Source organism: Desulfosporosinus sp. OT (assembly GCF_000224515.1).
Taxonomy (GTDB): Bacteria; Bacillota; Desulfitobacteriia; order Desulfitobacteriales; family Desulfitobacteriaceae; genus Desulfosporosinus.
This window is the reverse complement of the sequence record NZ_AGAF01000153.1, coordinates 1-23,641: the sequence shown is the minus strand read 5'-3', so window position 1 is coordinate 23,641 and position 23,641 is coordinate 1. Positions and strand designations below refer to the sequence as shown.

The 23,641-nt window shown below is 43.4% G+C and carries 26 protein-coding genes and 3 pseudogenes; 24 read left to right on the top strand and 5 right to left on the bottom strand.

What is annotated here, in order from left to right; genetic code table 11:
* Window positions 1–75 precede the first annotated feature (75 nt).
* Both bioA and DOT_RS14195 read left to right on the top strand, forming a co-directional pair.
* Window positions 76–1,416, top strand: a complete 1,341-nt coding sequence (bioA, locus tag DOT_RS14200) for an adenosylmethionine--8-amino-7-oxononanoate transaminase (protein WP_009619996.1) — start codon at window positions 76–78, stop codon at window positions 1,414–1,416.
* A gap of 822 nt (window positions 1,417–2,238) precedes the next feature.
* Window positions 2,239–2,775: a hypothetical protein gene (locus DOT_RS14195; protein ID WP_009619992.1), complete on the top strand. Its 537-nt coding sequence runs from the start codon at window positions 2,239–2,241 to the stop codon at window positions 2,773–2,775.
* Window positions 2,776–3,301: 526 nt separating this feature from the next.
* Here DOT_RS14195 and DOT_RS14190 read toward each other — a convergent pair.
* Complete coding sequence (locus tag DOT_RS14190) at window positions 3,302–3,841, bottom strand: flavodoxin family protein (RefSeq protein WP_009619988.1); 540 nt, start codon at window positions 3,839–3,841, stop codon at window positions 3,302–3,304.
* Window positions 3,842–3,956: 115 nt separating this feature from the next.
* Here DOT_RS14190 and DOT_RS14185 point away from each other — a divergent pair, with 115 nt between their 5' ends.
* The 15 genes from DOT_RS14185 (at window position 3,957) to DOT_RS14115 (ending at window position 16,863) form a co-directional block, all read left to right on the top strand.
* Window positions 3,957–4,856 (top strand): LysR family transcriptional regulator, encoded by a 900-nt coding sequence (locus tag DOT_RS14185; RefSeq protein WP_009619985.1) that lies wholly within the window; start codon window positions 3,957–3,959, stop codon window positions 4,854–4,856.
* A gap of 169 nt (window positions 4,857–5,025) precedes the next feature.
* On the top strand, window positions 5,026–5,433 hold the full coding sequence (locus DOT_RS14180) for a Panacea domain-containing protein (RefSeq protein WP_009619983.1): 408 nt from the start codon (window positions 5,026–5,028) through the stop codon (window positions 5,431–5,433).
* 122 nt (window positions 5,434–5,555) lie between these two features.
* Window positions 5,556–5,900: a hypothetical protein gene (locus DOT_RS14175; protein WP_009619981.1), complete on the top strand. Its 345-nt coding sequence runs from the start codon at window positions 5,556–5,558 to the stop codon at window positions 5,898–5,900.
* A gap of 270 nt (window positions 5,901–6,170) precedes the next feature.
* Window positions 6,171–6,437: a hypothetical protein gene (locus tag DOT_RS30500; protein ID WP_207637045.1), complete on the top strand. Its 267-nt coding sequence runs from the start codon at window positions 6,171–6,173 to the stop codon at window positions 6,435–6,437.
* A gap of 166 nt (window positions 6,438–6,603) precedes the next feature.
* Window positions 6,604–7,185 (top strand): DJ-1/PfpI family protein, encoded by a 582-nt coding sequence (locus tag DOT_RS14165; protein WP_009619977.1) that lies wholly within the window; start codon window positions 6,604–6,606, stop codon window positions 7,183–7,185.
* A 394-nt stretch (window positions 7,186–7,579) separates the two neighbouring features.
* Window positions 7,580–8,803, top strand: coding sequence for a Glu/Leu/Phe/Val dehydrogenase dimerization domain-containing protein (locus DOT_RS14160; RefSeq protein WP_009619975.1), 1,224 nt, complete (start codon window positions 7,580–7,582; stop codon window positions 8,801–8,803).
* A 129-nt stretch (window positions 8,804–8,932) separates the two neighbouring features.
* Window positions 8,933–9,349 carry a Rid family hydrolase gene (locus tag DOT_RS14155; RefSeq protein WP_009619972.1) on the top strand — a complete coding sequence of 139 codons (417 nt, stop codon included), beginning with the start codon at window positions 8,933–8,935 and terminating at the stop codon, window positions 9,347–9,349.
* On the top strand, window positions 9,346–9,561 hold the full coding sequence (locus tag DOT_RS14150; protein WP_009619970.1) for a hypothetical protein: 216 nt from the start codon (window positions 9,346–9,348) through the stop codon (window positions 9,559–9,561). Before DOT_RS14155 ends, DOT_RS14150 begins: the two co-directional genes overlap by 4 nt.
* A 208-nt stretch (window positions 9,562–9,769) precedes the next feature.
* Window positions 9,770–10,906: a tyramine oxidase subunit B gene (locus DOT_RS14145; protein WP_009619966.1), complete on the top strand. Its 1,137-nt coding sequence runs from the start codon at window positions 9,770–9,772 to the stop codon at window positions 10,904–10,906.
* Between the two features lie 31 nt (window positions 10,907–10,937).
* Window positions 10,938–11,261 carry a (2Fe-2S)-binding protein gene (locus DOT_RS14140; RefSeq protein WP_040412252.1) on the top strand — a complete coding sequence of 108 codons (324 nt, stop codon included), beginning with the start codon at window positions 10,938–10,940 and terminating at the stop codon, window positions 11,259–11,261.
* Window positions 11,258–12,838, top strand: a complete 1,581-nt coding sequence (locus DOT_RS14135) for an FAD-dependent oxidoreductase (protein ID WP_009619961.1) — start codon at window positions 11,258–11,260, stop codon at window positions 12,836–12,838. The genes DOT_RS14140 and DOT_RS14135 overlap by 4 nt, the downstream gene beginning before the upstream one ends.
* Window positions 12,839–12,843: 5 nt before the next feature.
* Window positions 12,844–13,173, top strand: coding sequence for a (2Fe-2S)-binding protein (locus DOT_RS14130; RefSeq protein WP_009619959.1), 330 nt, complete (start codon window positions 12,844–12,846; stop codon window positions 13,171–13,173).
* Window positions 13,166–14,287 carry an FAD-binding oxidoreductase gene (locus tag DOT_RS14125; RefSeq protein ID WP_009619957.1) on the top strand — a complete coding sequence of 374 codons (1,122 nt, stop codon included), beginning with the start codon at window positions 13,166–13,168 and terminating at the stop codon, window positions 14,285–14,287. The genes DOT_RS14130 and DOT_RS14125 overlap by 8 nt, the downstream gene beginning before the upstream one ends.
* A gap of 145 nt (window positions 14,288–14,432) precedes the next feature.
* On the top strand, window positions 14,433–15,770 hold the full coding sequence (locus tag DOT_RS14120) for an APC family permease (RefSeq protein ID WP_009619955.1): 1,338 nt from the start codon (window positions 14,433–14,435) through the stop codon (window positions 15,768–15,770).
* 274 nt (window positions 15,771–16,044) lie between these two features.
* The gene (locus DOT_RS14115; protein WP_009619951.1) at window positions 16,045–16,863 is read left to right on the top strand and encodes a helix-turn-helix domain-containing protein; all 819 of its coding nucleotides are present in this window, start codon (window positions 16,045–16,047) and stop codon (window positions 16,861–16,863) included.
* A 286-nt stretch (window positions 16,864–17,149) separates the two neighbouring features.
* Here the strand turns inward: DOT_RS14115 and DOT_RS14110 are convergent.
* Window positions 17,150–18,920: pseudogene (locus DOT_RS14110) on the bottom strand (multicopper oxidase).
* Window positions 18,921–18,964: 44 nt separating this feature from the next.
* On the opposite strand from DOT_RS14110, the gene DOT_RS14105 reads away from it, so the two are divergent.
* Together DOT_RS14105 and DOT_RS14100 are read left to right on the top strand one after the other, a co-directional pair.
* Complete coding sequence (locus tag DOT_RS14105) at window positions 18,965–19,237, top strand: ATP-binding protein (protein WP_009619945.1); 273 nt, start codon at window positions 18,965–18,967, stop codon at window positions 19,235–19,237.
* 148 nt (window positions 19,238–19,385) lie between these two features.
* Window positions 19,386–20,291: an AraC family transcriptional regulator gene (locus DOT_RS14100; protein WP_009619942.1), complete on the top strand. Its 906-nt coding sequence runs from the start codon at window positions 19,386–19,388 to the stop codon at window positions 20,289–20,291.
* A 71-nt stretch (window positions 20,292–20,362) separates the two neighbouring features.
* Here the strand turns inward: DOT_RS14100 and DOT_RS31080 are convergent, their stop codons facing one another.
* A complete protein-coding gene (locus DOT_RS31080) occupies window positions 20,363–20,503 on the bottom strand; it encodes a hypothetical protein (RefSeq protein ID WP_009619940.1) in 141 nt (46 codons plus the stop codon).
* Between the two features lie 332 nt (window positions 20,504–20,835).
* Here DOT_RS31080 and DOT_RS14095 point away from each other — a divergent pair, with 332 nt between their 5' ends.
* A complete protein-coding gene (locus tag DOT_RS14095; RefSeq protein WP_242833838.1) occupies window positions 20,836–21,279 on the top strand; it encodes a hypothetical protein in 444 nt (147 codons plus the stop codon).
* Window positions 21,280–21,336: 57 nt separating this feature from the next.
* Entirely contained in the window at window positions 21,337–21,513 is a 177-nt protein-coding gene (locus DOT_RS32725; protein ID WP_083824113.1) for a DUF6199 family natural product biosynthesis protein, read from the top strand.
* Window positions 21,514–21,535: 22 nt separating this feature from the next.
* On the opposite strand, the pseudogene DOT_RS31870 reads toward DOT_RS32725, so the two are convergent.
* Together DOT_RS31870 and DOT_RS14090 are read right to left on the bottom strand one after the other, a co-directional pair.
* Window positions 21,536–21,709, bottom strand: a pseudogene (locus DOT_RS31870) (acetyltransferase); the annotation flags it as partial.
* Between the two features lie 15 nt (window positions 21,710–21,724).
* Complete coding sequence (locus DOT_RS14090) at window positions 21,725–22,414, bottom strand: aminotransferase class I/II-fold pyridoxal phosphate-dependent enzyme (protein WP_009619933.1); 690 nt, start codon at window positions 22,412–22,414, stop codon at window positions 21,725–21,727.
* Between the two features lie 119 nt (window positions 22,415–22,533).
* Between DOT_RS14090 and DOT_RS14085 the strand changes: the two genes are divergently transcribed.
* From DOT_RS14085 to DOT_RS14080, 3 genes and pseudogenes are all read left to right on the top strand, one after another.
* Complete coding sequence (locus DOT_RS14085) at window positions 22,534–23,028, top strand: GNAT family N-acetyltransferase (protein WP_009619931.1); 495 nt, start codon at window positions 22,534–22,536, stop codon at window positions 23,026–23,028.
* A gap of 90 nt (window positions 23,029–23,118) precedes the next feature.
* Window positions 23,119–23,244, top strand: coding sequence for a hypothetical protein (locus DOT_RS32415; RefSeq protein ID WP_009619929.1), 126 nt, complete (start codon window positions 23,119–23,121; stop codon window positions 23,242–23,244).
* Between the two features lie 26 nt (window positions 23,245–23,270).
* A pseudogene (locus DOT_RS14080) lies at window positions 23,271–23,641 on the top strand (response regulator transcription factor); the annotation flags it as partial.

The following is a 23,641-nucleotide window of genomic DNA, read 5'->3' as shown; positions in this document are numbered from 1 at the left end:
AGACCAGAAGACTAAGAGCAGAAAATAAAAAAACTTAAAAACTGAAAACTTAAAGAAGAAAGAAGACGGATAAAGGTGAATCTGGTTGAAAAGGATTTGAGATATATCTGGCACCCTTGTTCCCAGATGAAAGATTATGAAGAGCTTAAGCCGATTATAATCGACCATGGGAAAGGGGTCTATTTATACGATAAGGCAGGTAAGGAATACATCGATATCGTAAGTTCCTGGTGGTGTAATCTTTTAGGACATTGTAATCCAAAGATTAATAATGCCATCAAGCTGCAATTGGATAAGTTAGAGCATGTTATCTTCGCCAACTTCTCTCATGAACCAGCCATCAATCTCTGTGAAAAGTTAATGGAGATTATCCCCCCAGGACTTACCAAATTTAATTTTTCGGACAATGGTTCTGCAGCGGTAGAATGCGCTTTAAAGATGAGCTTTCAATATCAGTATCAGACAGGCCATGCCCGGAAAACCAAATTTATGTGTCTGACGGAAGGGTATCACGGAGAAACCATTGGAGCCTTGTCAGTTGGAAGCATGGATTTGTATGCCAGAATCTATAAGCCTATGTTAATGGACACCATTCCTGTACAAGCACCCGACTGCTATCGATGCCCTTATGGAAAATGCCGAAGCGACTGTAAGACCGAATGTTTTGAACATGTCGAAAAGGCCTTTGCCGAGCAGGCCGATGAAATCTGTGCCATGATCGTAGAGCCGTTGCTTCAGGGGGGTGCAGGTATGCGAATCTATCCTGCAATCTATTTGAAAAAACTTCGTAAATTATGTGATGAGTATCAGGTAATTTTAATTGCTGATGAAATCGCCACAGGTTTCGGCAGAACCGGAAAAATGTTTGCCTTTGATCATGCGGAGGTAAGTCCTGACATTATGTGCGTTTCTAAAGGTCTGACAGGCGGTTATCTGCCAATGGCTATAACGATAACGACCGATGAGATTTTCGATGCCTTTTACGCAGATTATAATGAAGGAAAAGCATTTATGCATAGCCATACCTATAGCGGAAATCCTCTGGGATGTACAGCGGCCTTAGCTGTTCAGGAACTATTAAGAAAAGACCACATTTTGGAGAAAGCCGCAGTAAGAGCTGAATATCTTCATCATAAATTAAATGAAGCATTATTGGAGCATTCTCATATTGGCGAAATCAGACATATTGGCTTGGTGAACGCTATGGAATTGGTAATCGATAAGAATACAAAGCAAGAATATGATTCTAAACTTCGCATAGGTTATCAGATTTACAAGAATGCTTTGGAGAAAGGTCTGATCTTAAGGCCGCTTGGAAACGTGTTATACTTTAATCCGCCACTGACTATCAATGAGGAAGAGATAGATAAAGCTGTATCAATATGTACTGAGTCAATTAAAGAAGTAATTGGCTGAGAATCTCTCTCCGGTACAGACCATATCTGACGTATTCTCAAAAATTATAGTTAAAGCTGGTTTTCCTCTTGGACAAATTCTGAAAGGTAATTACCAAGAATTGTAGAATAAGATATAGGATAGTGCTGAACCAGACGAACAGGGTTTGAAAAAGTAATAAATTAACAACACTTGAATGTAATTATTGTTTTTGAGGTTTTTTCCTAAGGGAACAGTTGGGGAGGAATATGGCGTGGACAGAGATTACAAAGGATTGTTGAAGGAAAACTTGAGGCTGTGTCTGCGGTTGCCGAAGATATGCCCGTCTATCATCGAGTGTTGAAAAAGTGTACTTACAGATTATGAGCAAGTGCATAAGGTGTTTTTATTGCTAACCTGCGACAGATTCGCTTTAATCTTGCAGCCCATGAAGAAGCAAAACGTTCCATTATCAACTATCTGAGAGGAAAAGTAGGCAGTGATGAAAAATCCTATGTTCGAGAACGGGATTTTACGACGTATCTTCTCGCCGAGTTTTTATGACGATAAAACCCGGGAGTCCTTTGTTGTGGGAACGGTCTTACGGCCGTAGGCCAGGGACTGAAAGAAATACTAACTCAGTATTCGGACCAGCTCTCTCACCTATCACAGTTACTCGACAACGACGTTTTCTGGTGCTCTTTCGCCAACGGTTGAGTATAAAGGAGCGGGGATTGTTACAGGCTCTATGGGACTTGTAATCAATTGGAGCAATAGTGAAACATTTTGGCCTAATGCTTCTTTAAACAAGGTAAGTTTTTAAGAGACAACTGAAGTTACCCCAAGCGGAGTTTCTTTAAGATAATGGGGCTTGGGGTAACTCCTCGCCAAACCCTGTCGGATACAGGAAAATACGGATCTGATAGCCAAGGACTGGAATCAAGGTATTACTGTCTTGCATCTGAAGTATTTCAAACAGAATACACGACAAGGTTGTGGGAATTCTCTATGTATACTGACCAAGCAACTAAAGCACAAACGGTTATGGATTTAAAGGTATTGAACGGATTGTTACAAGGTTATCAGAATGACTCTCCTTTTTTGATTTTGAATCTGAATGGTAGTGTTAATGAAAAAACATTGGATCAAATAATTGCCCCTTTAATTCAGAAGCCACTATGGGAAGTGGTGGCCGAGATGGATAGGTATCTTGATGTACTCAATAGAACAATAATTCAACCGGACAAATTGGAGGAATTGAAGCAAAAACAAGCGGACCTTAAGGAAATACATGATATCGCCGAAATACTTAGAGGGCTCGATGTAAAAGAGCCCAAAAATGAAGTGCGATATCACGAAAATGTTGAGAAGCTGTTGTCTATCACGCAGAAATTACACTAAGGCACTCCTTGGAGGCCGACATATATAATTCGCGTTGGCTGTTTGATTTCAACTGAGGTTTTAGGACTATCAAAGTTTGATGAGATGGTTTTCAAAGAGGTTATACGAGAAAGCATCGTTCCAGAGTTTAACACTCTGGTTTTTGTTTTTAATTGAGGGTATCAAATTAGAGTTAGTTAAACCGAAGGTTTTGTCTTAGATTAAATAATCAAAGGAAAAATCAGTCTTTTCTATCGGGCCGATTTGGCAACCCGAGGCACGTGGAGACGATAATAGTGCTATATCGAGTAAAAGATAAATTCAAAGTATTGAGATTGGGTTCAAAAGAAAATCAAATATGTTTCCTCAGACAAAAAAGGGAGTATACCCTTGATTGAGGAAACATATTTGATAGTCATATTGCGATGACCACGGCATGTGGAGTGTGTAGTTCATGTGGAGACCTATAGGTTGGTTGAAGTATTATTGGCAGAAATGAAAATTCTGTCAGATTTATTTGTGTTGGTAGCTGTTAAGCAGCCATTATCTAATTTAGATTGAAACCAAGTTGATAAGCTTCATCGATGCAAGGGAAATTGTTTACCTCACCTGCGGCATCTACTCCTTTGGCACTGATGATTCCAAGGTTTGTAAAGCCAAGGAAGTTAACAAGTGCATGGTAATAATTAGTCATGACTTCTGTAACGGAATCTTCAGATTTGGAGGCAGTGGTAAGCAGGATAGTAGATTTGATTTTACGTTTGAGTACACTTTCCGCATAAGTACGATCGATGACATTTTTAAAAGAACCTGGAAAACCAAGATAATAAACTGGAGATGCAATTACCAAGGTGTCATGTCGTTGAAGTAATTGCATTAAATCGACCATATCATCCTTTTGAGCACATACACCTTCATTCTTTAGGCAATAATTACATGCAAGACAGGGAGATATTTTTTTGCCGGCAAGGTGATATTCTGTGATTTCATGTCCTTTTTTTATCGCACCACGAATAAAAGCATCAGCTAAAAGAGCAGAGTTTCCATTGTTCCTTGGACTACAGTATAGTACCAGAAGTTTTTTCATTGTTAGTCTCCTTTGATATAGTATTTCATTTAGTAAAAGCGTATCATAGTATTCGTAATCAGTAAAATTGATAGATTAGATAATAGGTATCTAAATAAATGATAAGGTGAGCAAAATGGAATATCGTAACCTGATAAGTTTTCGAAAAATTGTAGAATTGCAAAGTTTTAGTAAAGCGGCAGAAGCACTTGGCTATGCACAGTCAACGGTAACGACACAGATGAAACAATTAGAAGAAGAATTAGGTATCAGGCTTTTTGATCGTATTGGTAACCGAATAGCATTAACTAATGCAGGGACAACCTTTCTAAATTATACAAACCAGATTATTTCGTTAACCGATAGGGCCAAAGAGGCATTAATAGAAGATAATCTTCCAAGTGGTATACTAAAAATAGCGGGTATTAATTCTTTGTGTGTTAGCTTGCTGCCAGAAATCATTAAAGGTTATAGCGAAGAATATAGAGAGGTGAAACTAGAAACTACTACAGGTGCAATCAAAGATGTATTGACTTGTGTTCGTAATGGTAACGCGGATTTTGCACTATATATGGATTTTGAAGGGCCAACGGAGGAATTTGTTACGGTATATAAAGAAGAAAACCCGTTGCTTTTTTTATGTGCACCGGATAATACACTAAGAAAAAAGAAGAACCTAATGTTGAAAGATTTAAAAGAAACTAATTTTATAGTCACGGAACATAACTGTAGTTATCGAAAAAAACTTATGCAATTACTCGGACAGAATAATATAGAACCGAACATCTATCTGGAAACCGGCAATACCGAAATTATCAAGAAATTTGTGGAGACTGATATTGGAATTACCATGCTTCCCGAACTGTCAGTACGTGAAGAAATGCAAGAACAGAAATTGATGAAGCTGGAGATTACGGAACAATTACCGAAAACGAATATCTATGTGGTGTATCACAAAAATAAATGGGTAACTTCGGCAATGAGAGAATTCATAAAATATCTAGACATTCATTTTGGAAAAACTCCCTCATATTAATTGAAAAAGACTTAAGGATTATCTAATGGCGGCATCTATTCTCCAATGTGTTCCCTAAATGAACAATTCGACGCCCCGAGGCAGGTTGGCCGAATTTGAAAAACTACAATGAAGTAACTTCTGCGCACGTGGAGACCGTGGTAGTGCTGACTAAGTTAGGCATTACAGAGTGGCAGGCAAAGACAAATTTTCAAAAAAACCGAAGATGTTATGGTACTCGGATATTTTGAACTTCAAACGATATGGAAAATCTATTACAGGGCTTGCTTATAGTGCTTTACCCTTGGGAGCAGTACCCGAAGGCCATGAACACATTGTGTTATTGGATGGAGTAAGTTTTGACACTGTCTTTTATGGGGAAAAAGAAGCGTATAGGTTTAAGCCTACTCCAGGGCTTGAATTCAAAGCAATTTCAGATGATGAAGAGTTTAAGACGATAGATAAGGTTATTAGTGAGTTTGGAAACTTAAGTACAGATGAGATTGTTGATAAAATGCACAATGAAGATGCTTATAAATATACACCGAGTTACAAATTGATCTCTTATTCGTTTGCAGACCAACTTTCAATTGAGTAGTTTTAGGACGCAAAAAAGCGCCCTGTTTACAGAGCGCTTCTTAAGCTAATTTTGCAATGCGTTGAGATTTCCATTCATGATATCAGTTATTCTTATTATATTGAGCAAAGAGTGAGTGATATATGAATAAGTCTATCATATTTCTTTTGGTCTTCCTTCTAATCGTATTAAGTGGGTGCCAAGATACAAGAAAAACGTTGCAAGAACTCAATAATAAACAAGTAGCATTTGGTGCTCCCGAAAATGAAGATGGCAAGTATGAAATGAACGCATCAAATGAAGATACAGTTCTGAGTCAAGCTAATGAAATAAAGGAAGAAAAAGAATTCCAATCTATTTGGATTGTTAATGCATATGGGGATAAAAAATTGATAAAAACTTTTTCAGAAGGGTTATGGTATGAATACCCTCGTATGTCCCCTGATTTAAATAAAATTATGATAGGCAAGGGAAACTTTTTAAAGTAATAGAAACTAAGATCGAACCAGAATTTGAAGACAATTATCAATCCGCAGTTCCCGTCGAATTCAGATGGTTATCGGACAATGAAACAATAATTTTGGAGGGCTGGAATCAGAAAGAAAATACTTGCAGTATCTACCGTTTTAATACTTCGAACGGAATGGTTCATAAGATTATTGACAACGCTTTTAGACCCGATTTAAATATGCAAAACAATAATATCATTAGTTTGGAGAAGAATACGCTGGGTACACCTCCACACATTGTGCGGATATTTGATTAATGGGAATCTAACTAGGGAGAGAGATTTTCAAAGTGAAAATGTATATCTTGGTGGGGTAGAGTGGGACATAGATGGAAAAAAAGTCTTTATCTCAGCTAGTTTTATGATTGGGAACAAAGTGGATAGGAACGGTGTAATTGTTTGGAACACGGAAAATGATTCGATTTCAAGAGCAATATATATTCCAAGGTATACCTATTTGATTAGTGTTAATCCTGGTGGCAAATCCATAGTGGTAATGGATTATTACTTCAGCTGATTATGGAGAGAATCATCCAGATGCACGTTAGGCAATTAATTGGAATTGCGATAGTTCAATTTGGTAAGGCCTTGAAACCATTGATGTTTAGAAGAAGTAAGCCGTAAATCATAAAGTTACGAGGGAGGAAAACCAAGAAAAATCTAATTTATATAGGGAGGATTGTATGAAAACATTATTACTTTTAGCAAAAGGATTTGAAACCATGGAATTTAGTGTCTTTGTAGATGTATTAGGATGGGCAAGAAATGATTATGGATGTGATGTACAAGTCGAAACATGTGGATTCAAGAAAGAAGTTACGAGCACTTTTAATATTCCTATATTAGTGGATAGGACAATAGATGATATAAATGTAGATGAATATGACGCATTGGCGATTCCTGGAGGATTTGAAGAATTTGGATTTTACGAAGAAGCATATGATGAAAAATTTTTGAATTTGATTAGGGAATTTGATGCTAAAGGAAAGATAATTGCAACAATTTGCGTTGCAGCTTTACCGCTAGGAAAAAGTGGTGTGTTGAAGAATCGTAAAGCAACAACCTATCATTTGAAAAATGGGTATCGTCAAAAGCAACTGGCAGAATTTTTAGTGGATGTAATTGATGAGCCTATTGTAGTTGACAAGAATATTATCACATCTTACTGTCCAGAGACAGCGTCAGGAGTTGCATTTAAGCTACTGGAGTTATTGACATCTAAAGAACACATGGAAGTAGTCAAAAACGCGATGGGATTTTCATAAGGGTTCTCAGTTTGTCAGTAATGAGTATATAATTATTGTTTCACAATGTTTTTATATAGCGACACAGGTCAAGTTCCCCTAATTCTTATTCGCGAATCAAAACAGATGATGTGTTCAACCTATTGGAATATACGCGCATGAAGGATATTGGCCATTGCCAAAAAACGAGTTGGTTGTCCTGGAAAAGTATTGTCTGGGAGATGAAGAAGCCGCTGCCGGGGGTTGGAAGAGGAGGACGATAAAGGTTAGAGATTGACAAGTGAAGTAGCTCCGATTTTTACAATTATCGAGAATACAAATAGATTATATTATAGCTAGCCAGGACAAAGGAGTCTGATATCTTAAGGGAAATCAGTCTCCTTTGTCATTAAATCTATTTTTAGGAGGTGTTAGCTTGTCTGAAACAGTGCTTAAAATTAATTTGGATAAATACAGAATTGATGGGGAAGCAATTTTAGTTATGGATACAGTGGAGAAAACCGTTCCTGCGAAAGGTGGTATTCGCATTCACTCTCGGGTAACTGAGGAGGAGATTTCTGCTCTGGCCGCAGAAATGACCTATAAATGTATTCTTGCCGACTTGCCATTTGGCGGAGCTAAAGGGGGCATACGGCTTGCAGATTTAAACCAAGTTGAAGAGGCCATGTATGCATTTGGTCGCGAGTTAGCAAAGATTGATTTTGTTCCAAATAAATGGTGTGCTGCTCCGGATGTCAATACAGACTGCAAAAAAATCGATGCTTTTATTGCCGGGTGTGCTTCTGTAAAAGGGTGGCGCAAATCCAGACTGGCTGCAACAGGAAAAAGTACGGGAATTCCCCATGAGTTAGGCAGTACCGCTTATGGAGTTGTATTTAGCATAGAAGAAGTTCTTAATAATATGGACCTGAATTTAGATATAAAAGGATCACGGGTTATTGTTGAGGGGATTGGAGAAGTAGGCGGAAATGTTGTTAAAATCCTCCTTGAAAAAGGAGCTGTCATTATGGGAATAAGTGACGTAAGCGGCGCGGTTTATTCCCCCGCTGGTCTTTCGGCAACCTCTCTTGTTAACTTGATTGACTCTCGTACTTGTCTAAAGGACGGACTGCAGGATTTTGCAGGGGCTCAATATTATTCCGATCCGGCAGTTCTTTTGACTCAGGCGGCTGACATCTTAGTCCTGGCAGGCCCGGGCCGAAGCGTGAATTCAGCTGTTTGCGAAGGACTTAATGTTAAACTTATCGCTGAAGGAGCTAATATTGCTTACACTAACGATGACCTGAGAAGTATGATACATGCTAAAGGGATTATTTCTATTCCGGGAATTATAGCAAATTCAGGCGGAGTTATTTCCAGTTATGAGGAATGGCTACTAGAAATCGAAAACTTGATTTCGATTTCTATTGAGGACAAATGGGAACGAGTAAAAAGATCAATTGAAAAGCGAATATTAAGGAATATTATGGATATTTGTACAATGCTGAGAGCAGGGTCCGCTAAAAATCCTCTTCAATGTGCCTGGGAGATAGCAGACAAGCGTTTAGAGCAGAAACGATTTGAAACTCGTAATCTACGTAACCTTACGAAACAGATTAACAGTGAACTGGAAGAGAAATATTCGGTATATACCAGATAACTGGAATTATCCTGCTATTGGTTAGCTTGCAGGATCGGACTAAAAAAATGGCTATGCTGTCCAACAAAACGATCGGTATAACGCCGATAGTTGGCATGCCTTGAAGATTGGAAGGAGAAGAGATTTAAAATGGAATTGACGAGAACAAATTATTCATCGGGTGCTCCCTTAGAGGAAAAATCAGGATATTCACGGATGATTAAAGTTGGACCGTTTATCTATATAGGCGGAACAACAGCTGTACTGCCGGATGGAACAATTCATGGTGAAGGCAGCCCTTATGAACAGACAAAGTATGTTCTCGAAAAACAAGTGAATCTTTTGGGAAAGGCCGGTTCAAAAAAGGAAGAGGTAATCAAGGTAAAGGTTTATATGACAGATATGGGGTATGCGCCTGAAGTTGCCAAGGCTTATTCGGAAATATTTCGTGAGATTAAACCACTATGTACATTTGTCGGAACGCCTATGCTGAATCGGCCTACCCAATTGGTGGAAATAGAAATGGATGCGATAATTGGGGCAGCGGTTGAAGGGAGAGGTATATGACGGACGCGATATTTAGTAAAAAAGCTGAGAAAAACTCAGATGGTAATTTTGTTGCTAAATTATATCCTTATGGGGTTGAAACGGTTTATATCTATGAGCCGGGCAGCGAATCATATGTTATTGTCGAGCGCCATACTAGATCGCTGGTCTCCGGCTTGGAATTTTTTCATTCTCTGGAAAGAGATTTAAACCTTGAGAGTATTCAGGAGTAAGAGATACCCTTAAATAATTCAGGCCATCATGGTTTCCCATCTGTTCGAAGCAATTTCCGGCAGTTCCGATTTATACAATAATTCGCCAAAGACGGCGTGTAAAATGAGCATCAGAGAGAGACAAGGGAGTCTGCAGTATCTGTTGAGGATACCGTGGGTTCCCTTTGCTGCATTTGGATGAAATAGAAGATAGAGGAGGCAATTGTTTATGAGCAGCACTAACATTGATTTTTTGTATTTGAGTGAAGAGGATATGATCGCCGCCGGGGTCAAAGACATGGCAGGCTGTGTGGAAACAATGGAAGAGATGTTCAAACTTATGAAAATCGGAGATTATCGCATGGGCGGGTCGAACGGCAACTCCCATGGTGTCATGATGGTTTTCCCGGATAGCTCCCCGTTTCCCAATATGCCAACCAATGGGCCGGACCGGCGATTTATGGCCATGCCCGCTTATCTCGGCGGCAGATTCGATATGGCAGGTATGAAGTGGTACGGCTCTAATGTAGAGAACAAGAAGCAGCAGCTGCCCCGCTCCATTCTGATGCTGACGCTCAATGACAAAGATACCGGCGCTCCCCTTGCCTACATGTCGGCTAACATTCTGAGTGCTTACCGTACCGGTGCCGTGCCCGGTGTCGGCGTAAAATATTTTGCTAAGGAAGATGCCAAGGTTGTCGGTGTAGTCGGGCCAGGCGTTATGAGCAAGACTTCCTTTGCGGCAATCATGGCGGTGCGCTCCGGTATTGAGACCGTCAAAATCAAGGGACGCGGAGCAGCAGCCATTGAGAACTTCGCGGAACATATCCGGCAGGAATATCCCCAGGTTAAGACTATTCAAGTAGTAGAGACAGTGGAAAAAGCAGTCCGCGGCAGCGACATTGTCTGCTTGTGCACCTCCAGCCCGACAGGTGATCCGAAGGAGTATCCCTATGTCAGTGAGGAATGGATTCAACCGGGCACACTGTTTCTTTGTCCGGCGGCTGCGCGCTTTGATGATGATTTCATCCTCAACCGTGCCAGAAACGTTACTGATAACATTCAGCTCTACGAGGCCTGGGAAGAGGAATGTGGCTATCCGGCCTACAACACCGTTCCGATTCCGGCTGTGCACTGTATGGACCTGATTCACGAAGGAAAGCTGAAGAAGGAGCAGGTAGACGACCTGGGCGACATTCTGACAGGCAAGATCCCGGTACACCGCCAAGAAAACGAAATCATTATTTATTCCGTTGGCGGTATGCCGGTGGAGGATGTTGCCTGGGGGACAGTCTGCTACCGCAACGCGCTGGAAAAAGGTATCGGTACAAAGCTGAACTTATGGAAAGCTCCGGCTCTGGCGTAATCGCTGCGAAAAAGAAAGGGGACATGAGATGATGCGTATTGAGGAGCATCCAATTTTGGGAGCGCCGCAGAGGGGGCGGCTCATCACGTTCACATATAACGGCAAGCCCATGGAAGGTTATGAAGGCGAGCCGATCGCCTCGGCACTGCGTGCCGCCGGTGTGATGGTACACCGCTATTCCAAGAAAGAAAACAAACCCCGCGGCATATTTTGTGCCATCGGCCGCTGTACGGACTGCGTCATGATCGTGGACGGCAAACCGAATATCCGTACCTGCGTCACCCCCCTGACAGAAGGTATGAATGTGGAAACCCAGTACGGCATATCCGGCAAGCGCAAGGAGGGTTCCGCATGAAACGTTACGATCTGATTGTGATCGGCGCGGGACCCGCCGGGTTATCCGCATCCATTGAGGCGGCCAAACGCGGGCTTGCCGTTGCGGTCTTTGATGAAAACGCCAAACCGGGAGGACAGCTGTTTAAGCAAATCCATAAATTCTTTGGCGCCAAGGAGCATAAGGCCAAGATTCGTGGCTTTCGCATCGGCGAAGATCTGCTTGCTCAGGCGGCGGAAACCGGCGTAGAAGTCGTTCTGAACGCCGTCGTCATCGGACTGTTTCCGGAAAAAGAAATCACGGTGAAAATTGGTAGCGATGTGCGGCACTTCAAGGCCGATACTATCATTATCGCCACCGGCGCTTCCGAAAATATGGTGCCTTTTGAGGGCTGGACACTGCCCGGTGTTATTGGTGCAGGTGCGGCGCAAACCATGATGAATTTGCACGGCGTTCTGCCCGGCAAGCGTGTGCTGATGCTGGGCAGCGGCAATGTCGGCCTCGTTGTCAGCTATCAGCTGCTGCAGGCCGGCTGCGAGGTTGTGGCCGTCTGCGACATGGCACCGCGTGTCGGCGGCTATGGTGTCCATGCGGCGAAAATAGCGCGCTGCGGTGTACCCTTTTATATGGAACACACCATCGTCAAGGCCGAAGGCTCTGTTCAGGTAACCGGCGTAACAATCGGCCGGGTCGGCGCAGACCGCCAAGTCATTCCGGGTACGGAAAAGCACTTGGCAGTCGATACGATCTGTTTGGCGGTTGGGCTTTCCCCCATGTCTCAGCTAGCCGATATGGCCTACTGCGCTATGGAAGATAATCCCCGCAAGGCCGGCTATGTTCCTGTAGTCGATGAATTCGGCGAGACCTCTGTACCCGGTATCTTCGCAGCAGGCGATGTTTCCGGAATCGAAGAGGCCAGCTCCGCGATGATTGAAGGGCGCATTGCCGGCGTGGCGGCGGCTTACCGGCTGGGTTTTATCGATAAAACAGCCCTTAACGCGCAGGTACAAGAACTGAAACCCGCACTGTCCAGTCTGCGGCAAGGCATGTTCGCTCCAGAAAGCCGCGGCAAAACAATCACCAAAACTGAGGAAGGCTGCGCCATCTCCGAAAACCTGCTTAGGGTTGGCTTTATCGCGGAGGATGAAATCAGCCGCTATCCTGGCGTGACAAAGCAAAAAGGCGTTCATCCTGTTATTGAATGTACCCAGAATATCCCCTGCAATCCCTGTCAGGATGCCTGTCCCAAGAAATGTATCCGCATCGGCAGTCAAATCACCGCGCTGCCTGTGGTCGACGAATCCGAAACATGCATAGACTGCGGAATGTGCGTTGCTTCCTGCTCCGGACAGGCAATTTTCCTCGTTAACGAAGATTTTGCAGAAGATTATGCAACGGTTACCCTGCCCTATGAATTCCTTCCGCTTCCCCCCGAAGGCGACAAGGGCTTCGCCCTCGGCAGAGACGGGCAGAAAGTCTGCACGGCCGAGGTTGTGCAGGTCCGGAGTGCTCCGGCTTTTGATAAAACTCATTTACTGACCATAAAAGTGCCGCGTGATATGGCGATGAAAGCACGATTCTACAAGGCGGAGGTGTAAGACGCATGGCAAAAGACAGAACGAAGGAAATTGGCGCCTTTGCAGCTGCGCCCGATGACAATCTGATTATCTGCCGCTGCGAGGAAATCACCAAAGGTGAGATTCGCAGCGCGGTGCATGACGGTATGTTCACCCTGACCGAGATCCGGCGCTATCTCCGTACCGGCATGGGATTGTGTCAGGGACAAACCTGTTCCCGCTTGGTAAAGGCCATTGTGGCCTCCGAACTTGGCGTTACGCCGTCTGAGTTGGAACCGGCAGCCTCAAGAGCGCCGATGCGTCCGATTGAAATGCGGATACTAGCTCGGGATTTAGGAGGTGATCAGCATGAGTAACCACGCGGAAGTTTTGATCATTGGTGCAGGTATCATTGGTTGTGCCACTGCCTACTACCTGGCTAAAAAAGGAATTAGCGTCCTCGTTTTGGAGGGCAGCGACAGTATTGGCGACGGCGGTTCGTCCCGAAACGGCGGCGGCGTCCGGCAGTCAGGGCGCGATCCACGTGAGCTGCCCATCGTCATGTACGGTATCCGACATATCTGGCCAAACTTAAAGGATGAACTCGGTGTCGATGTTGAGTACTATCAAGAGGGCAACCTGCGCCTGGGTAAAACGGAAGCCCACCTCAAGATTTTGGAGGTACTTACTCAGAGATCGGTTCAATGCGGTCTGGATGTAAAAATGATTTCCGGAGTGGAAGCGCGGGAAATCTGCCCCTATCTTTCAGATTCCGTGCTGGGCGCAAGCTGGTGCCCGACCGATGGGCATGCCAATCCGCTGCTGGCAACCCTGGCCTTCTATCGCCGGGCGCGGCAGTTAGGTGCTCGCTTTATTACCGGCGAAAAGGTCGCGGAAATCCGCAAACTGCAGGGTGCGGCACGGCAAGTCGTCACTCAGAACAATGTGTTTGAAGGAGACCGGATTATTGTTGCTGCCGGTATGGAGAGCCGCCCTATTTTGAACACCGTCGGCATCGACGTACCGATGACCCCGCTCCTGTTGGAAACCCTGGTCACCGAAGCAGTCGAGCCAATGTTCTATCAGATGCTGGGTACAGCGGCAGCCGATTTTTACGGCCATCAAAGTACGCATGGCTCCTTTGTATTCGGCACGAATTCAGGACTGGAGCCCTATGCTAAGCCAGGCAAGACTGTCAGCTCTTCGGTCAGTGCTTCTGCAGCGTGCCGGGGCATTCTAAGCTATTTTCCGGTTCTCGCGGATCTTAAGATCATTCGTACCTGGGCCGGCTGGATAGATTCCTGCGCCGATCACGTGCCGGTGATCAGCCCTGTCGAGGAAGTTCCGGGCCTGATCGTTGCCTGTGGCTTTACCGGGCATGGTTTTGGTATTGCGCCGCCGGTTGGTATGCTGCTTTCCGAACTGGCAACCGGCAGCGAACTGACACTGGACCTGAGCGATCTCCGGTATGATCGTTTTAAGGCCAGATAAACATTTGTATTTGATATGACAGACAAAGGGGTCTGGACTAAGAGCATTTCAGCCCCTTTGTCTATTTTTTTAGCCTAAAATCGTGCAGCGGTGTGTGGCAAGGCTGGATTTTACTGCACGCGGCTGAGAAAAGGAGGATAAATTAATGAGTACACATTCTACATTAAAACGAACACTGTCCACCAAGGATCTGGTCGTCTATGGACTGGTGTTTATGATCCCGCTGGCACCGGCCGCAATGTACGGTGTTTACCTGGGACCGTCTAACGGCATGGTAGCGCTTTGCTATCTGATCGGGATGGCAGCAATGTTGTTTACCGGCATGAGCTACCGCTCTATGGCCCGGGAATATCCCCTGGCAGGCTCGGTCTATCTGTATGTTCAGAAAGGCGCTATGCCGCAGTTGGGTTTTTTAACGGGCTGGTCTATTCTGCTGGACTATTTTTTGATGCCCGCCACAGTCGTAATTATCGGAAGCTCCTTTGCCAATGCGCTGCTTCCCACGGTTCCCACCTGGATCTGGGCCCTGGCTTTCATCATCTTCAGCACAGTGACGAATATCCTTGGCGTAAACCTAATGTCAAAGTGCAGCTGGATTTTGTTCGCACTGCAGATTCTGGTGATTGTGGCCTTTGTCGCATGCACAATTCATTTATGGATGGCCGGTACGATTCACTTTAATACCCTTTCGTTCTACAATCCGGGGCACTTTGAGCTTTCCGGTGTTCTGCAAACGACCGGTATCGTTATTCTAAGCTATCTTGGCTTTGATGCAATCAGTACCCTCGCCGAAGAAACCGTCGACCCGGAAAAATCCGTCGGACGCGCTATTATTTGGGCTATTTTGCTCAGCGGCGGTCTTTTTATAGCCATTACTTTCTTAGCCGGCATGGCTTACCCTAATTACCAAAACCTGAAGGTGGACTCTGCATTTATTGATATTGTCAGCTTTGTCGGCGGCAAGTGGCTCACTGTGTTTACCACTATCGTCCTAGTTCTTTCTTTTGGTGTGGCGACTTGCCAAACCTCACAGGCCGCTGTGGCACGCGTGCTGTTTGCGATGGGGCGGGACGGCGCTCTGCCCAAGCAGCTGTCCTATGTTAGTCAAAAGCACCAGACTCCGTTTGTTGCGATTACTTTTGTCGGATTGGTCATCACACCAATTTCTCTGCTCTGTTCGCTTGATCTTATTACCACAATGGTCAGCTTCGGCGCTTTGTTCGGATTTATTCTGCTTAATATTTCTGTTATCTGGAAATTCTATAGGCTGGATAAAGAAGGCAGAGGGCGCAACCCGGTAAGACACGCGCTGCAATATCTGATTTCCCCGCTGATCGGGCTGATTGTTACAGGAAGTATTTTTATAAATCTTGGAACGGCAGCACATATAGTAGGCTTTACTTGGCTCGCAGCGGGTGTGATCTATCTGTTTATCTTAACTAAGGGCTTCCGCACACCTGTTCCACAGCTAGATCTGGGCTAAGGTTAAAAAAATGCCAATGACCTGTTGACAATTTTCTCTGCGGACGATATTTTAGAGAAAGAAACAGGTGCAAAGATGCGTCCGCATTTTTGTACCTGTTTTCTTATAAAGCTTGTTAAGATGGTTTCCCAAGTGTCTTCGGCCGCCATTCCAAACGCTATTAATCTGCTCAACCACCATTAGAGGAGCATCTGTCCCAAGCAGGCATTGAAGTATAGGTTTTTCAGCCATCTATTTTTTTATTTAAAGTAAGTGTGTGTAGGAAGGTGAACACATGAAACCGGTACAGCCTTATTTCGTATTTGCTACCTACCAATATCATAAAAGAATCGTGATGAGCAATGGAATCGCCCATCTCTACCACTATTGTTACAATTGCGATGAATTTGGCAATATCAGTGCAATCCCGGATGGGTGTGTAGACATTTATTTCGAGAAAGACAGTTCCGGTGTTCATCCGAGAGCGTGCGGCACAGTATTGAAACGGACTCTTATAAATAATCAAAAAGAACACGAATACTTCGGCATCCGATTCATGCCCGGTGTTCTGCCTGCGAATCTGAAAGTTCAAATGAAGGATCTCATTGGGCTGGAAACCGATCTTATCTACCTCCTCAAAAATAAAGACCTTGTGAAACGAATCGAAGAGACGCAGGACTGGCAGCAGTGTATCCGCCTGTTTCTGGAGGATTATTCCGCAAGCTTAAATGAAGTGTCCTGTTTTTCTTCGGGGAATAGCCGCCAACAGCTTGCTGGTTACTTAAAGGATACAATAATTTCCACTATGGGCTGCATAAAGATACAGGAATTATCAGAGAAAACCGGTTACTCAGCACGGTACATCAACATGTTATTCGAGCAGTACATTGGACTCAGCCCCAAGACCTTTGAAAGAATTTTGAAATTTCAAAACGCCATTAATCTACTCAACCACCATCAGGAGGGGCATCTGACCCAGGTTGGCATGGAAGCAGGTTATTTTGACCAGGCCCATTTTATTCGGGAGTTCAAAAAGCATACTGCGATGACGCCTGCCGAATACCGCAAGCTGATCCGGGAGCATTCTTATCTGCAGCGTTTAAGTATCGATTGATTTGTTCTCTGAGCCGCAGGGAAAACAGAAAAGGGCGCCAAGCAGTTTTTAAGACTGACTGCCGCCCTTTGGCATAGTTGTTGAATTATTTGGTGAATGGTGGAAGGAAGCGATACAACAATTACAGATATTTATAGATAAGCAAATTCAGTAATGAAAACGAAAACAGGGTGCTTCGCCTTTAACGCGGAGCATCCTGTTTTCGTTCAGGCGGCCTTCAGGTCTCATGCTCGAATTCAACCCTCCGTTGTATTTGTGCACAATGCTTTCGGAGCTTTAACAGCCTCTAACAATCTTCCCGCGGATTTCTGACTTTGTAGGGACGCATCATATCATTGTCTTCGTGGTCAAGAATATGGCAGTGCCAAACATAACCTGGCTCCGCGGCAGGATTGAAGGGGAATTGGTTAATGCCGGGGATTGAAACCACCTCGTCTTGCGGGGCGAAGCGAATCCTGATCGTAGTTACTTGTCCCGGATAGGCTTGTATTGTATCTTTCCAACCATTTTCATGAGCCGGTGGGTTAATCGGTCCATCCAGGAGGTAGGGTTCCACAGGCAGTACTTTAGTTGGATGCTCAAGGGGAGGCTCACCGTTTAGGGTTAACCAGTCGGTTGTATATCTGTTTACCAAAAAGGCCTGACGACTGATCAACCGGAACTGAATTAAGTGGATGTGAATCGGATGAGCCCCTCCCGTCAGGTTAATGATTTGCCAGTCCTCAGTAGATCCTACTAAGGGAAGTTCGGAGGTAGGCATATGCCATTTCTGACCGTCCAGCAGAAATTCTAAGGGTCCTGTGGGACCTAAAACCAGATAGAGGGTCAAGGTGCGTTTTTTACTGTCACGTTTGAGCGGGTAGAGAGTATTCAGGATTTTCGGCAATGGCGGGGGTATGACAGCGGGTTTGCTCTGCACCTAAAATTGCATAATCTGTCCCGTTGTCTGGGGATCAGGCGGATTCCCATTAGGGAAGGGAGCATTGGCAGTATTAGTCATAATCAGTTTTGTGCCCGGTGTCAGCTGGGAGAAGTCTACAAGGATGTCAACTCTTTCGGCAGGAGCTATGAGCAGGGAGTCGAGCTGAACAGGTTTTGGCAGCCGCCATCTGTGCCGATTTGCACAAACGGCATCGGATTTGAGAAGACCATATTATAGAAACGATCATTCGATCCGTTCAAAATCCGAAAACGGTATTGCCTGGGTTCGACATTTAAATTAGGCCAGACCTTGCCATTCACAATAATCGTATTACCTAAAAACCCTGGTATCCAGTAGGGATGAACATTGGGAACGACTCCCTTACTGGGATAGGCCAAGGAGCCGTCGTCATAGAAGGATCTGTCCTGGATGACCATGGGCAGCTCAATTTGCCCTGCGGCAACACGGAATACTTTCCATCAAGGGGATTTTGAGGGTCACGTAATACATAGAAACCAGCCAGTCCCATCATGACATTAAGCCGGGTCATGCCTAAGGTATGGTCATGATACCATAAAGTCGTCGGTTCCTGCTCATTAGCATAATGATAGCGGGATTTAATAAAGGTTGGTCCGGTTATGGCTTCCCCGGCAGTAAACCATGCGTCCGGGAATCCGTCAGATGATGGCTCAGTTTCTCCGCCGTGCAAGTGGGGCACCATAGGGACGGGACTTTGGGCCAAAGGATATCCCGGCGGAAACGGCAGGAAGGGGGGCATAGGCATTTCCATGTTATTGGGGTTAGCCCAATGCAGAGTAGGATCTACAGCCAACGGATGGGGTTCGGTTAGGTTGTTGCACCATTGTACATTGATGGGAATGTGCCTTTTGGCTTCAAAGGTCGGACTGGGTGTAGACCTGAAATCGGGTATGATCTCATTGGTTTCAGGAATCCTGACTTTGCCGCCATAACCCCAGACGGTTGTTGCCGGAAAACCCTCGGGCAGAATTTGCTGGGTGAACCGGCTGGCTGTGACCCTATAGTCGTGGCTTTTGATTTTACCGCTGACCGAATGCTTGACAACCGTCGGCATAAAGACCGGCGGGACAGAAAATTGGTTCACAAACTTCGGAATAGTTGTGGGATCAAGGGGAGTAGGCGCTGCACTTCCTGTTTCATTTGTATGTCCTAAGCTGGCATAGGGGTACTGAAGGAACAATTATTCTGGAAATTCAAGATAGGGGAATCGGTATTTCTGCAGAAGACATAGCCCAGGTTTTTGAGCCGTTTTTCAGAGCGGATAAATCCAGATCAAAGGCTAATGGCGGGGTAGGTCTGGGGCTGGCAATATGTGCAGAAATTGCCAAAATTCATGATGCGGAAATTAAAATAGAAAGTCAGTTCAACAAAGGTACAACTATAAAAATAATCTTCAATAGGATGACTCCTTGAGGATTCCTCTAATAAAAAAAGGCTTGCAAATTTGTTCGAAATTCGCTGCGGAGATGCTCAAAGAATCTAAAGTGATTGTTTTTGCTAGCAATTCAGGTCAAGAATTACATCTCCTTTTGATTTATGCTATATATCGGGAGGTGAGAAAATGAATCAGGTTGAAGGAATCAGGGCAGTGCAAAGAATGCAGGATTATATTGAGGACCATATATCTGAAGAGATTACCCTTAAGCAACTCTCCAATGCAGCCGGTTATTCTCCCTGGCACTCAGCGAGAATTTTTAAAGAGATAACTGGGAGAACCCCCTTTGACTATATTCGGGCTTTAAGACTAACCGGAGCAGCCCTGGTTCTTCGTGATCAGGAACGAAAAGTAATCGATGTTGCCCTGGATTTTGTTTTTGACTCTCACGAAGGCTTTACCCGTGCTTTTGCCAAAGAGTTTGGCTTACCCCCTAAAAGATATAGTCAAAACACCCCGCCCATTCAACTTTTTATACCTGTAAAAGTTTTCGATACCTTCCGAGCATTGCATAAAGGAGGAATGACTATGAGTGAGAAAAAAGCAACCAAAACCGTATTTGTGCAAATTATTGAACGTCCTGCCAGAAAGGTACTTCTAAAGCGGGGAATCAAAGCAACGGATTATTTTGGCTATTGCGAGGAAGTCGGCTGTGATGTGTGGTCAATGCTTTCAAGTGTTAAAGAAGCAATTTATGAACCCATTGGAATGTGGCTGCCGGAAAACCTGATAAAAGATGGTACTTCCCAATATGTACAGGGCGTGGAAGTGCCCCTTGCCTACAACAATGCTGTTCCGGACGGATATGATCTGATTGAGCTGCCGCCATGCCAGATGATGATATTTCAGGGAGAACCTTATAACGATGATGACTTCATGGAGGAAATCGGCAAAATTTGGCAGCACATTGAAAAATTTGACCCTAAAATTTACGGATTTAACTGGGCACCTGAAGCAGCACCGAGATTTCAACTTGCCCCGATGGGGTATAGAGGGTATATTGAGGCCCGACCTGTTGTTACTGTGAATTAACGCCAAAAAAACCCCGGCAATCGTGAAGCGTGCCGGGGTTTTTTCCGAAATCTTAGCCTATGATGATTTTCTCAGAGCGAATCATCCAATATTTCAGGATAAGTCAGGATCATGCGAAGGACCTTATTTTCCGGTTTAATATCTGCCAGAGATTGCCCTTCTTTCAGATCGAATTGAAAATACAAAGCGGCGGCACCTTCGACCTTAAACATTCCATAAATTTGCCTATTAAAGAAGCTATTAAGAAAATCACCAATATCCCTATTAATAACTTTCTTACTGATTTACAAGACATTTTCTTACTCCTTTTTTGATTGTATTCAATATTATTGACGGTCAAAGTTCTAGCGTTCTGACGCATTGTATTTTGTCTTTTTCGTCTAAATTGTTGTTCAAGAATATTATCCCCAATTATACCAATTTAGAAAGTAAATGTAGTAATATAGAGAAAAGACCAGCCTTGGCGCGGACGAAAAGAATCTACAGTATTTCTTCGTAGTAAGAATATTTGCCTCAAAGAAGGAGTGAGAATTTATTGAGAAAGATGATTTATTTACTACTGATTTTCTGTTTGGTGCTTGCTACTACATTGGAGTGCAATAAAGAATCCGATTCGGAGTTTTCTAAAGTCGTGAGACAAGATATCCCTAAGAGAGTTCAAAATTTTATTGATACAACTAGTGAAAAAAATGGCGTCTATCTATATGCTAGTAATTTTGACAATGATGACTACGACTACCTCTTTTTAAATGCAATTAATGTTAATCAAGGAGACAGAGCATCTTTTTTCACAGATGTAGAATTTGAAATAGAAGAACAAGAACATACACTTAAAATTAGTTTTAATGAAGAACTGGCTGATGATTGGAATTATACTCAAAAAATTGAGAACATGTTGATTTATAAGATTAAGTTGTCAGAAAAATTTGACACTATAAAAGTTTTCAAGAATGGTGAAGCAATTCCTATAGATGTAGTTGGCGTTTAATATCAGTTGGGTACTAAGGAATGAAAAAGCGGGGAGGAATTTGAAGCGCCTGGATTTATTAAAATAATTGCAAGTGTATTTCTACTTATTACCATAATAAATCCTAGAATTACATGGATGATTTCTGAAGGCTGGAAATTTAAAAACGCCGAGCCGAGTGAACTGTATTTAATAATTAACAGAATAATGGCTGTCGTCATCTTTATTGTAATTTGGGTATTAGTTCCTAACTAAAGAGACTAAAGAACATCATTCTTATAATAACCTTATCTCCGATAAATTCGTAATGGTGCGTGATATGCTCTTCAAACCGCTCAGCACCGTTAACATCGTCATAGTAGGTGTAGTCTCCAATAATAATATTGGGGCGTGTTATAACATTTTTAACATAGCATATACTTTTGATTTTCTCGTTAGGGTAAATTGCAATAGGGTTTGGCCCTGTTCAGGTCTTGCCTTGTATTTTGTTCAGCCGGCATATTTTACCTAATTCCTCAGGATTCATACCATAATCATCATTTTTAATCGGAAAAAGCTTAATGTTCAGAAGATTAGCAATCCCAACAAAGCTTGGATAAGTGTATTCATCCACTGCAATTTTATCCCTGTAATCAAACAGAGCAGCCAGAACAATATTTAGAGCGTTTTGACTGCCCGAAGCGAAGGTAATCTGTTCTCTGTGTGGATGAAGATGATATCTTTCCATTCCGCGGGGAGTACCGTACCTTAATAATCGGGTCGCCTCTGGACTGTTTATTACCTCGCGCGCAGCCGCCAGCGTTATATTGTCCACAGAGTAAAAAGGACTCATTATACCTAATTCTATCTGAGTATTTTTATTAACAAAAATATTTTCAGATAATTGGCCGGATGAAAATTTGGCATTCGGACTGACAAATGATCCTTTTCCCTTAACAGTATAAATCACTCCTTTTAATTGACAGGTTTTATATGCCCTTGTGACGGTGCCGAGGTTTATATCCAAAAAATCAGCCAATTCTCGCTGCGGTGGCAGCTTGCCGCTTATAATTTCCTGTTCAAGAGCAAGTGATAAAGACAGATAGATGGGTGGACTTAAATCAGCTCTATCTGGCTTGAATGACATGGGGTAATCATCAAATGAGTTTATAGGCATGTTTTCATCTCCATCGCCATCTCCATCAAATTATACTACATACAATTGTAGCCCTTCCTCTTTGGCAATTCCATATTATAATTTTGATTATTAGTTGGATAAAAAAATAGGAGGGTAAAATGAATATTAAGTTTGAAAAAATGAGTATTGAACATCAGAAACCGGTAATGGAAATTTTTAATTTTTACATTGCCGGAAGCACCGCTGCTTTTCCTGCCACTGTGCTCCCGGAACCGTTTTATGAAATGCTGATGAAAAAATCAGAGGGGCTCAGTGCATATGCACTGCTGGAAAACAATCAAAATAAAGTCGTAGGTTTCTGTTCGCTGAATCCATACAGCCCGTTTTCAACATTTAAGGCAACGGCTACAATTACATATTTCATTGATAAAGAATATGTCGGTAAGGGTCTTGGGACACAATGCTTGGCAAAGCTGGAGGAAGACGCCCATGAATTAGGTATTCATAATATTATCGCAGAAATATCTTCCAGAAACGATGATAGTATTGCCTTTCATAAAAGACATGGATTTGAATTGGTTGGGAAACTGAATGATATTGGGAAAAAACTCGACAGCATTTTCAGCGTTGTTTATATGCAAAAGACTATTTGATTTCAACATTTAGCTAAACCTGTGGATTTGAAATGGATTAAAACAAATATTGGCGAACATCTCTAATCACAGATAGCCTGAGAATTAGAGATGTTACTTTTAACATTCAATATTAACAAGCTGATCTTAGCAGTCAGTAAAGCTCCTTATGATGAAGAACTTCATACGGCGAGCCAGGGGCCGGTTTTTTATCACCCATCTTTCATGATAGAATAGTATCGTGAATAGGGAGGGGCTGTTTCATGCATAAGATCCTGATTGTTGAAGACGATGCCGTCATTGCAAAAGCGATTAAAAACATATCGGGACCTGGGGGTGGGAAGGGGAATGTGTGACGGACTTCGAGCAGGTGATGTCTCTGTTTGTCTCCTACAATCCCCATCTTGTGCTCCTGGACATTGCGCTGCCTTTTTACAATGGCTACCACTGGTGCAGTGAGATCCGCAAGGTGTCCAAGGTACCCATCATCTTTATCTCCTCCGCTTCCGATAATATGAACATCGTCATGGCCATCAATATGGGCGGTGATGATTTTATTGCCAAGCCTTTTGACCTGAGCGTTCTGACGGCCAAAGTTCAGGCCATGCTGCGCCGGACCTATGATTTTGCCGGA

What these genes read in the sequence shown, in the direction of transcription:
- DOT_RS14195 (WP_009619992.1), top strand. Translation starts at nt 2,239, where the DNA reads ATGGGGCTTGGGGTAACTCCTCGCCAAACCCTGTCGGATACAGGAAAA.
- DOT_RS14190 (WP_009619988.1), bottom strand. Translation starts at nt 3,841, where the DNA reads ATGAAAAAACTTCTGGTACTATACTGTAGTCCAAGGAACAATGGAAAC.
- DOT_RS14185 (WP_009619985.1), top strand. Translation starts at nt 3,957, where the DNA reads ATGGAATATCGTAACCTGATAAGTTTTCGAAAAATTGTAGAATTGCAA.
- DOT_RS14175 (WP_009619981.1), top strand. Translation starts at nt 5,556, where the DNA reads ATGAATAAGTCTATCATATTTCTTTTGGTCTTCCTTCTAATCGTATTA.
- DOT_RS14165 (WP_009619977.1), top strand. Translation starts at nt 6,604, where the DNA reads ATGAAAACATTATTACTTTTAGCAAAAGGATTTGAAACCATGGAATTT.
- DOT_RS14155 (WP_009619972.1), top strand. Translation starts at nt 8,933, where the DNA reads ATGGAATTGACGAGAACAAATTATTCATCGGGTGCTCCCTTAGAGGAA.
- DOT_RS14150 (WP_009619970.1), top strand. Translation starts at nt 9,346, where the DNA reads ATGACGGACGCGATATTTAGTAAAAAAGCTGAGAAAAACTCAGATGGT.
- DOT_RS14145 (WP_009619966.1), top strand. Translation starts at nt 9,770, where the DNA reads ATGAGCAGCACTAACATTGATTTTTTGTATTTGAGTGAAGAGGATATG.
- DOT_RS14140 (WP_040412252.1), top strand. Translation starts at nt 10,938, where the DNA reads ATGCGTATTGAGGAGCATCCAATTTTGGGAGCGCCGCAGAGGGGGCGG.
- DOT_RS14135 (WP_009619961.1), top strand. Translation starts at nt 11,258, where the DNA reads ATGAAACGTTACGATCTGATTGTGATCGGCGCGGGACCCGCCGGGTTA.
- DOT_RS14130 (WP_009619959.1), top strand. Translation starts at nt 12,844, where the DNA reads ATGGCAAAAGACAGAACGAAGGAAATTGGCGCCTTTGCAGCTGCGCCC.
- DOT_RS14125 (WP_009619957.1), top strand. Translation starts at nt 13,166, where the DNA reads ATGAGTAACCACGCGGAAGTTTTGATCATTGGTGCAGGTATCATTGGT.
- DOT_RS14120 (WP_009619955.1), top strand. Translation starts at nt 14,433, where the DNA reads ATGAGTACACATTCTACATTAAAACGAACACTGTCCACCAAGGATCTG.
- DOT_RS14115 (WP_009619951.1), top strand. Translation starts at nt 16,045, where the DNA reads ATGAAACCGGTACAGCCTTATTTCGTATTTGCTACCTACCAATATCAT.
- DOT_RS14100 (WP_009619942.1), top strand. Translation starts at nt 19,386, where the DNA reads ATGAATCAGGTTGAAGGAATCAGGGCAGTGCAAAGAATGCAGGATTAT.
- DOT_RS31080 (WP_009619940.1), bottom strand. Translation starts at nt 20,503, where the DNA reads ATGTTTAAGGTCGAAGGTGCCGCCGCTTTGTATTTTCAATTCGATCTG.
- DOT_RS14095 (WP_242833838.1), top strand. Translation starts at nt 20,836, where the DNA reads ATGATTTATTTACTACTGATTTTCTGTTTGGTGCTTGCTACTACATTG.
- DOT_RS14090 (WP_009619933.1), bottom strand. Translation starts at nt 22,414, where the DNA reads ATGCCTATAAACTCATTTGATGATTACCCCATGTCATTCAAGCCAGAT.
- DOT_RS14085 (WP_009619931.1), top strand. Translation starts at nt 22,534, where the DNA reads ATGAATATTAAGTTTGAAAAAATGAGTATTGAACATCAGAAACCGGTA.
- DOT_RS32415 (WP_009619929.1), top strand. Translation starts at nt 23,119, where the DNA reads ATGTTACTTTTAACATTCAATATTAACAAGCTGATCTTAGCAGTCAGT.